A 14,526-nucleotide genomic window follows, 5' to 3' on the forward strand; every position below is an offset into this window, starting at 1 on the left:
CCTGCGCGGTTGCTGCCGGAGTCATGAGCTCCATGTCTGTGGGTTCCACCGTTGTGGGCCGTGGGTTTGCATGAGTATTTCTGCTGGCCTGCTTCATATGTCGTGATGTAGAAAATGAAGCTTGATGTCGGGCCTCCCTGGCGACCGCAGTGGTGCGTGGGTCGCCGTAGGGTCGTGCAGGGAGCAGAACGTTCGCTTCAGCCATTGCATTGATGTTGGCGTTTCGTTCCCTCCATGTCCGCCACAAACATGCCCCGGGCCCATGGCAGGGTTGAATGAACACAGTGGCCTGCGGAGCACAATGCCGCTGAGGACAATGCCCCTGCGGCCCTTGTGGTATGGCCTCCGCAAGGAGTGTTCCCCGCCTGAGTTTTTCATGAGGGATGGCCACGTGGTTGAGAGCGGTTAGTGGAGAGGCCATCCAGCCACAACGCTACGGATGGCAGGCGGTAAGTCTTTTTTCTCATCCACGCCAGTTGGCGTGAATCCCTAGGAGTTCACCACATGACCGAAGCGCGCGCGGCCAATCTCACCGTTGGCGAACTCGAAGCGAATTATCATCTCTATTGCAAGGCCCTCCGCATCCTGGTAAGAGAGGGAAAATCCCTCGTCAAGATCCAACGAACCGTCTGCTGGGATCGCCTCGAAACCATCTTTCACTGCTACCCCTCCCGCTATAAGTCGCCCGATTACCTCTACGTGCTGCTGAAACGTGAATACGGCGACCTCCCGAACAACGGCTCGTTGGGCACCAGCGGCTCCCCCGCTCCCAGCACCTGATTCTGATGTCCAGCTGATCAGCGCCAGATTGGGCGTTGCCGCTCCCGGAATTCAAGCCTGCAGGATGGCGAGCTGATTTCCATAACCAGCCGTGGCTTGCTGAGCCATGGCTTGAACATCCGAGGCCTGGGCCGCGATGGCTTGAACTTCCATGGCTGTTCCGCCGGCAACTGTCGCCGCAACTCGATCTGGCCGAGAGCGGCGAATCCATTCGGATCGGCCCGATCCGATGCTCCAGGCCAGGGCTCAGATGGTGACCGGCACGCGGTACTGGGCGATGCGGGCAAAGCTGATCGGGTCGAGCGAAGCGCCCCCCACCAGCACACCGTCAATGTCGCTCTGAGCCATCAGTTGGTCGATGTTGTCGGCTTTCACCGAGCCGCCGTACTGAATCACCACATCCGGATAACCCACCCAGCTGCGGATCAGGCCACAGATTCGGTTGGCCTCAGCGGCGTCGCAGGTCTTGCCGGTGCCGATCGCCCAGATCGGCTCATAGGCCACGACCATTCGGCTGGGATCAAGATCCTCCAGGCTCTGCTCCACCTGGCGGCGGATCACCCGCTCGGTCTCGCGAGCGCTGCGCTGGCTGTCGGTTTCACCCACACACACGATCGGGATCAGGTCGGCCGCCTGGGCGCTGAGGGCGCGGCGATTGATCTGCTCATCGCTCTCGGAGTGGTACTTGCGGGGCTCGCTGTGGCCCACGATCGCGTACGTCACCCCGTGCTCCTTGAGCATCTCCGCCGAGATGGAGCCTGTGTAGGCGCCGCCGTTGTCCCAATGGACGTTCTGGCTGGAGAGCTTGATGTCGCTCCCTGCCAGGGCTTCGCTCAGCGCGGCGATGGCGGTGAAGGGCGGCGCCAGCACCACCACCCGATCCTCAGGAAGATCGGCCATCAATGGCACGAAGCTTCCGGCGTAGGCCCGCGCCTCTGCGCAGGTCATGTGCATTTTCCAGTTGCCTGCAATCACCGCCTTGCGCACCGCCTTCTCTCGCTGAGGTGCCCAACAACCTAGGCCGAGGGGGGTACCTCCAACTCAATGCCCTGCCACTCCACCCGGTCGCCCGCCAGCAGCTGGCGGCCGCGGCGCAGCTCGATGGCGCCGTTCACGCGCACCTCACCGTTCTGCACCCGCAGCTTGGCCTCGCCGCCTGTGGCCATCACGCCCTGCCATTTGAGGAACTGGTCAAGCCGCACCCAGGGAGGCGCCGAAAGGGCGCTGATAAGGTTCGCCGATGCTCGCACCCCCACCGGCCGGTTTTCGCGGGCTGCTGCCGCTGCTCGGGCCCCATCGCCGCAATCTGATCGCCGGCGGGGTCTGCATGGTGATCTTCGTGGCCTGCTGGCCCCTGCTCGCCTGGCTGGCCGGTCAGCTGATCCCCTCTATCGGCGCCGGTGATTTCCCGGCGGTGCTGCGGGCGATCGGCCTGGCCCTGCTGGTGTTTCTGGTGCAGAAGCTGGCCCAGTTCGGCCAGGACACCCTGCTGGCCTCCCCGGCCCTGCAGGTAGGCCAGGCGTTGCGCAGCCAGCTGTTCGCGCGCCTGCAGCGCCTGGAATTCGCCTCCCTGGAGAAGCTCTCCGCCGGCGATCTCACCTACCGCCTCACCGAAGACGCCGACCGGGTGGCGGAGGTGATCTACAAGACGATTCAGGACACCACCCCCAGCCTGCTGCAGCTGATCGTGGTGTTCGGCTACATGGTCTTCCTCGATTGGAAGTTGTCGCTCGCCACCCTGTTGCTGGCGCCGCTGGTGGCCGTGCTGGTGAGCGCCTTCGGAGCCAAGGTGATGGGGGCGGCCGAACGCAGCCAGAAGCAGGTGAGCGAACTGGCCGGCCTGCTGGGAGAAGCGATCGGAGGCCTGCCGCTGGTGCGCGCCTTCGCCGCCGAGACCTGGCTGCAGCAGCGCTTCGAGCAGGAGATCGACCTGCACCGCCGCGCCCGCTACCGCACCATGCGACTGCTGGCGCTCCAGCATCCGGTGGTGGGCTTCATCGAAGCGGCTGGGATCCTTTCGGTGCTGCTGATCGGCGCTTCGCGGATTCAGGCGGGCGGCCTCACCAGCCAGGGTTTCAGCAGCTATGTGGCAGCCCTGCTGATGCTGATCGATCCGATCTCCCACCTCACGACCAACTACAACGAACTCCAGCAGGGCCAGGCCTCGCTCAAGCGGCTGCGGGCGATCGAGCAGGAGCCGATTGAACCTCCCGACGATGCAGGCGCCCTGCCCCTGGGCCCCGTGCGTGGGGAGGTGCGTCTGGAGGGCGTCTGGTTCGGCTACGACCCCGAGCGCCCTGTGCTCCAGGGCCTCGAGCTTTGTGCTGAGCCCGGGCAGCTGGTGGCGCTGGTGGGACCGTCCGGCGCGGGCAAGAGCACGCTCTTTTCATTACTGCTGCGCTTCAACACCGCCCAGCGGGGCAGGGTGCTGCTGGACGGCCAGGATCTGGCCCGGCTGCGCTCCGGCGACCTGCGCCGTGCCGTGGCCCTGGTGCCCCAGCAGAGCAGCGTGTTCTCCGGCACGGTGGCCGAGGCGATCCGCTTCGGACGTGTCGCCTCCGATGCACAGGTGCATCAGGCTGCCGCACTGGCCAACGCGGCCGGTTTCATCGAAGCCCTGCCGGGCGGCTACGACGCCCGTATCGAGGAGCGGGGCAGCAATTTCTCCGGTGGTCAGCTGCAGCGCCTGGCCATCGCCCGGGCGGTGCTTGGCGATCCGGCGGTGTTGCTTCTCGATGAAGCCACCAGTGCCCTGGATGCGGAGGCAGAGGAGGCGGTGCAGCAGGGCCTGCGCCAGGCGATGGCCGGCCGCACCGTGCTGGTGATCGCCCACCGCCTGGCAACAGTGCAGGAGGCCGATCAGATCCTGGTGCTCGAGTCCGGCAGCATCGTCGAGTCGGGCAGCCATGATCAGTTGATGGCCCGGGGCGGGCGTTACCGCGAGCTGTGCCAGCGTCAGCTGATCCGCGTGGCGGACTGAGCAGGTCCCGGATCGCCGGGCTCAAGCCCGGCCTGCCGCTTGGCTGGCCTCCCTTCCAGCTTTCTGCTGGTCTGGCTCCCACCCGGCTCTTCTCCCCACGCCGCTCGCTCCCCCTTCGCACCGCCGGCCATGACCGATCTGCCTCTGTGGGAATACCGGGTCATCCACATCAACCTGGAGAGTGGCACCCCTCCCGAACCCCCCAGCGCGGAAGCCGCCAGTGAGCGGCTGCGAGGTGCCTTGAGCCCCGAATTCATCGCCAGCGAGTTTCCGGAGTTCTACGGCGCCCCGCCGCCGCCGCGTCATCCGGCTGGGCAGCTGCAGTTCTTCCTCAATTTGCTGGGCGCGGAAGGGTGGGAGATGGTGGAAGCCTCGCAGGTGGGGCCCCTGCTGATGTTCTTCTTCAAACGGCGGCGCCAGCCGGCGTAAAATGAGCGATCCCCTTTGTGCTGGCTTTGACAGACGCCGCTTCCAACCCACCCGTGCTCACCTTCGAGGGCAAGCGCTACGACCTGAACACGCTGCCCGACGACCTCAAGGAACTGGTGCGCGGCATGCAGGTGGCCGACAACCAGCTCCGCCTGCACGAAGACACCCTGAAGGTGCTGGCGGTGGGGCGCCAGTCGATGGCCCATCAGCTCAACGAGCGCCTCAAAACCGTCCCGCCCCTGCCGGAGCCCTTTTGAGCGCAGTGGGCTCCAGTACCTGGAGTCCCTAACCCCGAGCGTCGCCCCCCGGCCCGTGGCTGCAGACGGGCCGGGGTTTGCGGCTGCGATCAGAACGGCTGGTATCAGACCGGCTGCAGGTCTTCAAAGCGGAAGCGTTGCTCGCCCGCCTCACCCTCTGCTGCTGAGGCGCCGCTCCCTGCGTCGCTGGCGATCACGCGCTCGCTCAGCACCCAGGGGCCGATGCCGGCCAGGGGCACGAAGGTGTCGGTGAAGTGGCTGGTGCCACCACGGGCGACGCCGGTGGCAGGGTCGCTGTAGGCGCTGCTGTAGCGGCGGCTCAGGTAGCCGGCGCCCGTGTCGGTGGTTTCCAGCGTGAAGATCGTCACCACAGTGCCGTGGATGTGGCGGTGCACCATCGTCACCACGTTGTCCTTGATGCGGTAGCGGTCGCCGCTGCCCTTGCCGCCCACGATCACCTCCAGGCCCACCGCATCGGTGTCGCCGGCGGTGAAGGTGTTGGCGCTGTGGGTTTGCTCGAAGGTGCGGCGCACCCGGTGGATGCACACCTCCCAGAGCTGGGAGGCCACGGCCTTGTTGATTTCGGCGTCGTCGATCCCCTCCACGCTGGCCTTGAGGTCGGCGCCCACCACGAAGCGGCCTTCCACCCGACGGTCGCCCTGCTCCCACACGCAGCGGCCCTGGTAACCGGCGAAGCCGGGTTCCCAGGTGTAGCGGTTCTCGTAGGCGGCGCGGAACAGGTCGGTGATGTCGGTGCCGGGAGCTACGACGGAGCTGGGGGGAGCGGTGGTGGTCAATGGTTTCGGGCAGGGGCCCTTCACCGTAGCGATCAGCTGCCGGCCCGGGTGTGGATGTCCTGCAGGGCGGCCACGGTGAGCTCCTGGCTCTGCAGGGTGGTGATCGCCTCCACCGCCGCGCGCGCTCCCGCCAGGGTGGTGACCGTGGGCACCGCGTAGTCGAGGGCGGCGCGGCGCAGGTACTTGTCGTCGTGGGCGGCCTGCCGGCCGATCGGGGTGTTGATGATCAGCTGGATGCGGTCCGAGCGGATGGCGTCCTCCACGTTCGGGCGGCCTTCATGCACCTTGAGGATGGCCTCCACCTCGAGGCCGTGGGCGCGCAGCAGCGAGGCTGTGCCGGTGGTGGCGATCAGCCGGAAGCCCAGCGCGGCCAGGTTGCGGGCCACCGGCACCAGCGCCGCCTTGTCGCGGTCGTGGGTGGAGAGGAACACCATGCCTGCGGTGGGCAATGCTTCGCCGGCGGCCAGTTCCGCCTTGGCGTAGGCCATGCCGAAATCGGCGCCGCTGCCCATGACCTCGCCCGTAGAGCGCATCTCCGGTCCCAGCAGGGTGTCCGCACCGGGGAAGCGCTTGAAGGGCAGCACCGCCTCCTTGACGTTCTGAAGCGGCGGCTGAGGTTCGGCGGTGAGGCCCAGCTCCGCCAGCGTGCGCCCTGCCATCAGGCGGCTGGCGACCTTGGCCAGGGGCACGCCGGTGGCCTTGGCCACGAACGGCACCGTGCGGGAGGCACGCGGGTTGGCTTCGATGATGAACACCTGCTCCCGCTGCACGGCGAACTGCAGGTTGATCAGGCCGCACACATCAAGAGCCAGGGCCAGCGCTTCGGTCCACTGGCGGATCGTGGCCAGCGCGGCGGGCGAGAGCGACACCGCCGGCAGGCAGCAGGCTGAATCACCGGAGTGGATGCCGGCCGGCTCGATGTGCTCCATCAGCCCGCCGATCACCACCCGGCCCTCGCGATCGGCCAGGGCATCAACATCCACCTCGATCGCGTCTTCCAGGTACTGGTCGATCAGCACCGGATGGTCGGGCTCCACCTGCACCGCCTCCACCATGTAGCGGTTGAGTTCCTCTTCGTCGAACACCACCTCCATCGCCCGGCCGCCGAGCACGTAGCTGGGCCGCACCACCACGGGATAGCCCACCCGGGCGGCGACGGCACGGGCCTCCGTCTCGCTGCGGGCCAGGCCGTTGCGCGGCTGGCGGATGTCGAGCCGCCGCAGGATCGCCTCGAACTGCTCGCGGTCTTCGGCACTGTCGATCGATTCCGGTGACGTGCCCCAGAGGCGGGTGCCGGTGGCCATGCCCTCCGGCGTGGACAGCCAGCGCAGCAGTGGCAGCGCCAGCTTCAGGGGCGTCTGGCCGCCGAACTGCACGATCACCCCGGCGGGCTTCTCGGCCTCGATCACGTTCAGCACGTCTTCGAGCGTGAGCGGCTCGAAGTAGAGGCGGTCGGAGGTGTCGTAGTCGGTGGAGACCGTTTCCGGGTTGCTGTTGACCATCACCGTGGCCAGGCCTTCCTCCTGCAGGGCGAAGGAGGCGTGGCAGCAGCAGTAGTCGAACTCGATGCCCTGCCCGATGCGGTTCGGCCCACCGCCCAGGATCATCACCTTGCGGCGACTTTCGGGCTGCACCTCGTCCTGCGGCGGCAGGGGCGCCAGGCTGCCGTCCGCGTTCAACTGCTCCAGCGGCCGCTCGTAGGTGGCGTAGTGGTACGGCGTGGTGGAGGCGAATTCCGCCGCGCAGGTGTCCACGGTCTTGAACACGGCATTGATCCCCAGGGCCTGGCGATGGCGCCGCACGCTGAGTTCGTCGCTGCCGGTGGCCCAGGCGATCTGGCGATCGGAGAAGCCCAGCTGTTTGAGCGCCAGCAATGTGTCGCTGGTCAGGTCGTTGAGCGCACGCCCCTGCAGCAGGGCCTGCTCGGCGTTGAAGATGCCGCGCAGCTTGGCCAGGAACCAGGGGTCGATGGCACTGAGCGCGTGGATGTCGGTGTCGCTGCGGCCGGCCACCATGGCGGCACGCACCGCAAAGATCCGCTCAGGCGCCGGGGTACGCAGCTGGCGTTCCAGGTCGCTGGGCTCCACCTCGGCATCGGGGCGGTCACCGCCCCAGCCGGCGTGGCCGGTTTCCAGCGAGCGCAGGGCCTTCTGGAACGATTCCTCGAAGCAGCGGCCGATCGCCATCGCCTCGCCCACCGATTTCATCGAGGTGGTGAGCACCGCCGGGCTGCCGCGGAACTTCTCGAAGGCGAAGCGGGGAATCTTGGTGACCACGTAGTCGATCGTGGGCTCGAAGCAGGCCGGCGTCGCTCCGGTGATGTCGTTGAGGATTTCGTCGAGGGTGTAGCCCACCGCCAGCCGGGCGGCGATCTTGGCGATCGGAAAGCCGGTGGCCTTGGAGGCGAGGGCCGAGCTGCGGCTCACGCGCGGGTTCATCTCGATCACCACCACGTCGCCGTTGGCGGGGTTGATCGCGAACTGGATGTTGCTGCCGCCGGTTTCCACGCCGATCTCGCGGATGATCGCGATCGACTGGTCGCGCAGGCGCTGGTACTCGCGATCGGTGAGGGTTTGGGCAGGGGCCACGGTGATCGAGTCGCCCGTGTGCACCCCCATCGGATCGAGGTTCTCGATGCTGCAGATGATCACCACGTTGTCGGCCAGGTCGCGCATGACCTCCAGCTCGAACTCCTTCCAGCCGATCAGCGACTGCTCGATCAGGATCTGGGAGACGGGACTGGCCTCCAGACCGCTCTTGCAGAAGGCCCGGAACTCTTCGGGGTTGTAGGCGATGCCGCCGCCGGAGCCGCCGAGGGTGAAGGCGGGCCGGATGATGCGCGGATACCCGCCCACCTCCTCTCCCACCCGTTCGGCCTCGGCGAGCGAACTGGCGATGCCGGATGGACACACCGCCACGCCGATCCGTTCCATCGCCTGTTTGAACAGGAGGCGGTCTTCCGCTTTATTGATTGAGGCCAGGTTGGCGCCGATCAGCTCGACGCCGTAGCGCTCGAGCGTGCCGTCTTCCGCCAGGGCCACCGCCAGGTTGAGGGCGGTCTGACCGCCCATGGTGGGCAGCAGGGCATCCGGGCGCTCGATGGCGATCACCCGCGCCACCACTTCAGGGGTGAGCGGCTCGATATAGGTGCGATCCGCCATTTCCGGATCGGTCATGATCGAGGCCGGATTCGAATTGATCAGCACCACCTCGAAACCCTCGGCCCGTAGGGCCTTGCAGGCCTGGGTGCCTGAGTAATCGAATTCGCAGGCCTGGCCGATCACGATCGGTCCGGAGCCCAGCAGCAGGATGCGGCGCAGATCCGTGCGGCGGGGCATGGGCGGTGTTCGAAGCCAAACGGCCTCAGCCTCTCACGCCCACTGCCCGCTGGCTGGCCTCCGGGGCGTGTGTCCTCGCTAACGTGGCGGTTTCCTATCCATTGCCGGTTCGATGAGCGAACTCCAGCGCCTCAAGGGGCTGCTTCCTCCGGAGATGCAGAGCTGGGTGTTCGTGGAAGCCGCCGCCTCCGCCGACCCGCCCCTGGTCACGATCGAGGAGATCGGCCGTGATGAGGTGGAGATCCAGTTGGATCTCGAAGCCTGGGATCAGCTGGCCCTCGACCACCGCAACCTGCTCTTCTGGCATGAGGTGGGCCGCATCCAGAACGATGCGGTGCCCCGCGACGGCTGGGAGATGGCGGCCTTGGCCATCGGCCTTGGCGGCGCCATCGGCGAGCTATGGGTGCAGGACGGCCTGCTGCTGATGATGGCGCTGGGGTTGTCGGGCTTCGCCGGCTACCGGCTCTACCTCAAGAACAACTCAGAGAAACGTTTGCAGGATGCGATCGCCGCCGATGAGCGGGCCATTGCCCTGGCCACCCGCTTCGGCTACACCCTGCCCAATGCCTACAAGAGTTTGGGTGGCGCCTTGAAGGAACTGGTCGAGCAGACCCGCAAGAAGAAGAAACGCGCCTTCTACGAAGATCGCCTGGAGGCCCTGCGCAAGAGTGCGGCCACCGCCCGTGCCGAGATGGCCCAGCAACAAGGCAGCCGCCAGTCCGTCACCAGCGAGAACGTCTATGGATAGTGATCGCCTCACCAGGCTTGCCGCCGAGGCCTGCGACGACCGCAAGGCCGTGGACATCCGTCTGATCCGGGTCGATGAGGTGTCCTCCCTGGCCGATTGGTTCGTGATCTGCTCGGGCCTCTCCGATGTGCAGGTGCGGGCCATCGCCCGTTCGGTCGAAGACCGCCTGCTCACTGATGCGGGCCGGCTGCCGCTGCGCAAGGAGGGCCAGAACGAAGGGCGCTGGGTGCTGCTCGATTACGGCGAGCTGATCGTGCATGTGCTCACCCCCAGCGAACGGCGCTACTACGACCTGGAAGCCTTCTGGGGACACGGCGAGCAGGTGCCGTTCCTAGGCTCCGAGGAGTCTGTTTCCCTCTGACCGTCCGGCGTCTTCCATGGCTCAGGTCTCCCCCCTCTCGACCTGTCCGGTGCCCGTCGAACAGCAGCCCCTGGAGGAATACCGCCAGCTGCTCGCCTCCTGGTTCTTCGCCTGGCCGGTGCAGAGCTCCCGGCAGTTGCTCAAGCCCCTGGCGATCAGCTGGCTGCTTGCACTGCCGCTGTGTCTGCTGATCGCCTACGGCAGCTGGCCCCTGCGCCACGCGCCGTTGCGGTTGGTGCTGGCGGCGGCGGTGGCGGCAGTGCTGCCCTCGCTGCTGCTGCTGATCCGCCAGTGGCTGGGCTGGAGCTATGTGAGCCGGCGCCTCACCTCCGAGCGGGTGGAATACGAGGAATCCGGCTGGTACGACGGCCAGGTGTGGGAGAAGCCCCTCTCCTGGCGCCAGCAGGACCTGCTGGTGGCCCGCCATGAAGTGCGTCCGGTGCTGGAGCGTCTCCGCCAGGGCCTGCTCCTGGCCGCTGCACTGCTGCTGGTAGGAGCCTGGCTCTGCCAGGCTCTTTGAACCTTGGCCCCGGTCGTTTCCGGGGCGCCGATCCCTCTGCGATGTCCTTGTCTTCCAGTTTCGGCTCCTCCCAGCGGCCAGGCGTGCCCCCCCTGGAGGTGCGGCTGCTGCGTGCCGGTATCACCGAGTCGGTGCACCGCGTTCACGCCGTTGTCTGCGACAAGCGCGGGCGGGTGTTGATGCGCGCCGGTGATCCCCAGCAGCTCAGCTTCATGCGATCGGCGCTGAAGCCCTTCCAGGCCCAGGCCTATGTGAGCAGCGGTGCCGCCGACCTGGCCGGTGCCGACAGCCGCAGCCTGGCGATCGCCTGTGCGTCCCACGCCGGCACGCCGGCCCATGCCCGCGAAGCGTTCAAGATCCTCTGGAGCGCCGACCTGGAAGCCGAACGGCTGCAGTGCCCGCCACCGCGGCCCGACGCCAGCCCGCTGCAGCACAACTGTTCGGGCAAGCACGCCGCGTTTCTTGCCACCTGCCGCCGCATGAACTGGGCGCTGGACACCTACCTCCAGCCCGACCATCCGCTGCAGCAGCAGGTGTTCAAGGGGGTGGGGGAACTGCTGGGCCTGCCCGGAGCGGAGCTGCTCACGGCGCGCGACGACTGCGGGGCCCCCACCGTGCAGATCCAGCTGGCCCAGATGGCGCTGCTGTTTGCCCACTTGGGCGGTTCTGAGCAGCCCGATCTTGAGCGGCTGAGTCGGGCCATGCTGGCCCACCCTGAGCTTGTGGCTGGCGAGGGACGCTTCGACACTGAGCTGATGCGGCGGGGTCATGGCCTGGTGCTGAGCAAGGGGGGCGCCGAAGGGATCCAGTGCCTGGCCCGCATGGGCGAGGGGCTGGGAGTGGCGATCAAGGTGGAGGACGGCGCCAGCCGTGCCAAGCACGCGGTGACGCTGCACCTGCTGCGGCAGCTCGACTGGCTCACGGCGCTCACCCTCGAAGAGCTCGAGGATCAGTTCCTTGCCCCAGGCCTTGGCCTGCGGCTGGAGGTGAGCGGCGAGCTGCGCTTTGACGCCATGGCGCGCTGAAGCCGGCGCCCAGGACCCGGCCCATTGCCGGAAGGCACCCCCGGCTTGTAGTGTGTCTGAGGCGACGCGGGGTAGAGCAGTCTGGTAGCTCGTCGGGCTCATAACCCGAAGGTCAGGAGTTCAAATCTCCTCCCCGCCACCACTTTTCATCCCCCGGTTGCGGATCTGCAGCCGGTTTTTTATGGGCAGCTGTCTGGGCAGAGGCGGGGCCCTGCGTCGCTGGTTCGACGACCGGCTGTCGCCGCCTAAGGTCGCCACGCCACGCCCGTTGCTGGCCAGCCGATGCCTCTCGCTGATCCCGGAGCCCTGGTTGATGCGGTGGTGGTGGGGTCCGGCGCCACCGGCGGGGTCGCCGCCATGGTGCTGGCGAGCGCCGGCCTGCGGGTGCTGGTGCTGGACGCGGGCCCCGCGCTCAGCGCCCGCCAGGCCTTCGGCAGCGAGCCCCTGAACAGCCTCAGGCGGGTGGCCAACATCAGCAGCGGCCGGCAGTGGCGGCAGGTGCAGCATCCGGGCTACTGGAAGGCCAACCCGGAGCTGTATGTGGATGAGCGAGAGAACCCTTACAGCACGCCTCCCGACCGCCCCTTCCTCTGGAGCCGGGGGCGTCAGGTGGGCGGCAAGAGTCTCACCTGGGGCGGCATCACGCTGCGCCTCTCCGACCACGAGTTCAAGGCGGGCGAGCGGGATGGCCACGGCCCGTCCTGGCCGCTTTCCCACGCCGACCTGGCCCCTTACTACGCCCGACTCGAGCGCTTCCACGGCGTGCACGGCCACCGCGATGGCCTGCCCCAGCTGCCGGATGGGGAGTTTCAGCCGCCGCTGCCGTTCACGCCAGCGGAGCGCCACCTTCAGCAGGCGATCGCCCGGGAGCTGAATCTGCCGCTGATCCACTCCCGTGGCTTCGCGTTGCATCGCCCCGGCAGCGGCCCCTGGCCCCGCTCCTGCTCCCAGGGCGGGGCGCTGGCCCAGGCCCTGGCCACCGGCCGGGTGACGCTGCGTCCGGGGGCGGTGGTGAGCCATGTGGAGTTCGATCGCACCCGCCGCCGTGCCGAGGCGGTGGTGTACGTGGAGCAGGCCAGCGGTGCGCGGCAGCGGGTGCAGGCCCAGCTGGTGGTGCTCTGCGCCTCCACGCTGGAATCGGTGCGGATCCTGCTCCATTCCGAAGAGGCGCATCAGCCCAATGGGCTGGCGGACCCCTCCGGCAGCCTCGGGTGCCACCTGATGGATCACATCTCCAGCTGCCGTTTTTTCGCGCTGCCCGATCAGCCAGCCCCGACCGGCCCCAGTGAACTGTCGGGAGCGGGCAGTGCCTTCATCCCCAACACCGTGAACCTCGGCGCCGATGACCAGCCTCTGCCCTTCCGCCGCGGCTACGGCATCTGGGCCGGCGTGCAGCGCTTCGATCCGCCGGCTCCGTTCAAGCGGCGCCCGAGGGAGGCGGTGGGCTTCCTGATCGGCCAGGGGGAAGTGCTGCCCCAGGCCCACAACCGGCTCACCCTTTCAGCCACTGCCACCGATGCCTGGGGCCTGCCGGCCCCCCACATCGACGTGCATTGGGGCGAGAACGAAACGCGGATGGTGGCCCACATGCAGGCGCGCATGGCGGCGGTGGTGGCTGCCGCCGGTGGTTGCATCCGGCCGCTGGAGGATCTGTTCCTGTTTCCGCTGGCCGAGCCGCTGCTGCGCCTTGGGGTGGCGTTGTCAACGGAGGCGGCCCCGCCGGGCTACTTCATCCATGAACTGGGCGGAGCCCGCATGGCGGCTGGCCCGGACGCCGGGGTGGTGGACTCCTGGAACCGCTGCTGGCAGGCCCCCAATCTGCTGGTCACCGATGGGGCCTGCTGGCCCAGTGCCGGCTGGCAGAGCCCCACGCTCACGGAGATGGCAATCACCTGGCGGGCCTGCGCCCATGCCGCCCACAGGTTGCGCACTGGCGCGATCGATGAGGCTGTGAGCGCGTCCTGACCGGACCACGCGGGCGGTGTCAACGACCACAAAAGCGATCTGGACCCTCCTGCACAATTTGCAGGCGACCTTTAACCGGGTCGGGCAAGGGAGATTCCAAAGCGGGGGCCTTAGGGTTTCCGCTTTTTTATTGCTGGCGCCACAGGCAGCGGGCCTGTGATTTTGTGGTGTTCCGCTGCGCAGGACCTCTCCTTCAGCCGGTTGTTTGCTGTTCGGTGGCCGACAAACCCTTACCGAGTGAAGCCGCGACGCGTAAAGCTGCAACCTGCCAATCAGCAGCTTGAGCAGCCACTGCGACTCAGCAACGTGTGACGCAGCAACCTTCGAGTCAGCAGGTTTCGAGTCAGCAACGCGCGAGACAGCGGCTTGGGAACGACAACGTCTGGAACAGCAAGGTGAGATCCAGTGAAACCATCAAGGTGGGATCCAGTGATCAGCGGTCTGTGAATCGGCAGCCAGCCATCGTGCAGGACTTGATGGTGCGTTGCTTGGCGCCCACGTGCTTGCAGCTTGCGTGCTCGCTGGCGTTGTTCAGAGCAATGGGCCTGGAGGACAAGTGCTCAAGGAACCACCGAGTGGCTGAATCGCGCGTGCAATAAACGACGCGTGGATCAACAGCCGAATCGGCTGCGAGGAGGATCTTGGGTGGATCAGGAGCGCGAGCTTTACAGGCCGTTCTTCAGCATTGGCGGCCTGTGTCCATTCACGCGTGCCTGTCTCCGGCTTCACTGGCGCCCATCGGCCCTGGCTGCTGGTCTAGGGCCACGGCTGCTGGTCTCGGACGATGACGGCTGATCTCGCGTCAGCCCCGCTGGACTCCGGGCAAGCTGCCGTCAGACGAGGCGGCCTTCGGGCGGCTGGTTGCGCATGAACAGACCGTTGAGGTAGTGCTGGGTGACGCAGCCGTCGGTGCATCCGTTCTGGAACAGGAAGCTGGCCAGGGCTGAACTGACCAGCTGGTACTGGTCCCAGTGGGGATGGCTGCGGATGAAGTCGCGCATGCCGTCGAACAGGAGCTCAGGGATCTCCGCCTCAAGACTCACGCGGCTTTCTGCAGCCACCCCGGCTTCGCCTGGATAGGCCTCACTCCGTCCTGAGCCACTGGCGGCCTCGCTGCCGCGCATGCCGTTGCGTCCTTGGCCTGTGGTCCTGTTCAGCGCGTCGCTCAATGCCGTGGCTCCCTGGTCCTGCCCAGATAGCCACAGCGACGGCAGGCCCGTCAAAGCGGGGGGCCTGGGTGAAACCCATGCCGGCTCGCCTTGAGAAAGTCAGTTGCGGTGCCTCTTCGTCGCTGGCCATCGGCAATCGGTCTGGCGGTTGATGCCA

General features: G+C 67.2%; 14 protein-coding genes and 1 tRNA gene. 10 read left to right on the forward strand and 5 right to left on the reverse strand.

Translation table 11 applies throughout. The annotated features are described in order from the left end of the window. Nucleotides 1-504 precede the first annotated feature (504 nt). Nucleotides 505-780, forward strand: a complete 276-nt coding sequence (locus ACXMDP_RS06300) for a DUF3136 domain-containing protein (RefSeq protein ID WP_094510373.1) — start codon at nt 505-507, stop codon at nt 778-780. A gap of 246 nt (nt 781-1,026) precedes the next feature. Here ACXMDP_RS06300 and tpiA read toward each other — a convergent pair whose 3' ends face one another. Together tpiA and ACXMDP_RS06310 are read right to left on the reverse strand one after the other, a co-directional pair. Beyond that, the gene (gene tpiA / locus ACXMDP_RS06305) at nt 1,027-1,767 is read right to left on the reverse strand and encodes a triose-phosphate isomerase (protein WP_259729251.1); all 741 of its coding nucleotides are present in this window, start codon (nt 1,765-1,767) and stop codon (nt 1,027-1,029) included. A gap of 29 nt (nt 1,768-1,796) precedes the next feature. Continuing rightward, the gene (locus ACXMDP_RS06310; protein WP_259729252.1) at nt 1,797-1,982 is read right to left on the reverse strand and encodes an RNA-binding S4 domain-containing protein; all 186 of its coding nucleotides are present in this window, start codon (nt 1,980-1,982) and stop codon (nt 1,797-1,799) included. 38 nt (nt 1,983-2,020) lie between these two features. On the opposite strand from ACXMDP_RS06310, the gene ACXMDP_RS06315 reads away from it, so the two are divergent. From ACXMDP_RS06315 to ACXMDP_RS06325, 3 genes are all read left to right on the forward strand, one after another. Beyond that, nucleotides 2,021-3,760, forward strand: coding sequence for an ABC transporter ATP-binding protein (locus ACXMDP_RS06315; protein WP_255099724.1), 1,740 nt, complete (start codon nt 2,021-2,023; stop codon nt 3,758-3,760). A 129-nt stretch (nt 3,761-3,889) separates the two neighbouring features. Further along, nucleotides 3,890-4,189: a hypothetical protein gene (locus tag ACXMDP_RS06320; RefSeq protein ID WP_094510377.1), complete on the forward strand. Its 300-nt coding sequence runs from the start codon at nt 3,890-3,892 to the stop codon at nt 4,187-4,189. A gap of 26 nt (nt 4,190-4,215) precedes the next feature. Further along, nucleotides 4,216-4,446, forward strand: coding sequence for a DUF6447 family protein (locus ACXMDP_RS06325; protein WP_094510378.1), 231 nt, complete (start codon nt 4,216-4,218; stop codon nt 4,444-4,446). Between the two features lie 104 nt (nt 4,447-4,550). Here the strand turns inward: ACXMDP_RS06325 and ACXMDP_RS06330 are convergent, their stop codons facing one another. Both ACXMDP_RS06330 and carB read right to left on the reverse strand, forming a co-directional pair. Then, the gene (locus ACXMDP_RS06330; RefSeq protein ID WP_094510379.1) at nt 4,551-5,243 is read right to left on the reverse strand and encodes a DUF3386 domain-containing protein; all 693 of its coding nucleotides are present in this window, start codon (nt 5,241-5,243) and stop codon (nt 4,551-4,553) included. Nucleotides 5,244-5,275: 32 nt separating this feature from the next. Then, on the reverse strand, nt 5,276-8,581 hold the full coding sequence (gene carB / locus ACXMDP_RS06335) for a carbamoyl-phosphate synthase large subunit (protein ID WP_259729253.1): 3,306 nt from the start codon (nt 8,579-8,581) through the stop codon (nt 5,276-5,278). Between the two features lie 112 nt (nt 8,582-8,693). Between carB and ACXMDP_RS06340 the strand changes: the two genes are divergently transcribed. From ACXMDP_RS06340 to ACXMDP_RS06365, 6 genes are all read left to right on the forward strand, one after another. Next, nucleotides 8,694-9,329, forward strand: coding sequence for a DUF3318 domain-containing protein (locus tag ACXMDP_RS06340; protein ID WP_259729254.1), 636 nt, complete (start codon nt 8,694-8,696; stop codon nt 9,327-9,329). Further along, nucleotides 9,322-9,690, forward strand: a complete 369-nt coding sequence (gene rsfS, locus ACXMDP_RS06345; protein WP_094510382.1) for a ribosome silencing factor — start codon at nt 9,322-9,324, stop codon at nt 9,688-9,690. Before ACXMDP_RS06340 ends, rsfS begins: the two co-directional genes overlap by 8 nt. Nucleotides 9,691-9,706: 16 nt before the next feature. Beyond that, nucleotides 9,707-10,210, forward strand: coding sequence for a CGLD27 family protein (locus tag ACXMDP_RS06350; protein WP_259729255.1), 504 nt, complete (start codon nt 9,707-9,709; stop codon nt 10,208-10,210). A gap of 41 nt (nt 10,211-10,251) precedes the next feature. Further along, nucleotides 10,252-11,235: an asparaginase gene (locus tag ACXMDP_RS06355; protein WP_259729256.1), complete on the forward strand. Its 984-nt coding sequence runs from the start codon at nt 10,252-10,254 to the stop codon at nt 11,233-11,235. Between the two features lie 65 nt (nt 11,236-11,300). After that, nucleotides 11,301-11,377 (forward strand) — tRNA-Met (locus tag ACXMDP_RS06360). 140 nt (nt 11,378-11,517) lie between these two features. Further along, complete coding sequence (locus ACXMDP_RS06365; protein WP_259729257.1) at nt 11,518-13,200, forward strand: GMC oxidoreductase; 1,683 nt, start codon at nt 11,518-11,520, stop codon at nt 13,198-13,200. 833 nt (nt 13,201-14,033) lie between these two features. On the opposite strand, the gene ACXMDP_RS06370 is transcribed toward ACXMDP_RS06365, so the two are convergent. Further along, a complete protein-coding gene (locus ACXMDP_RS06370; RefSeq protein WP_259729280.1) occupies nt 14,034-14,324 on the reverse strand; it encodes a DUF2811 domain-containing protein in 291 nt (96 codons plus the stop codon). Between the last annotated feature and the right edge of the window lie 202 nt (nt 14,325-14,526).

The sequence above is a fragment of the Cyanobium sp. ULC065 genome (assembly GCF_977927515.1).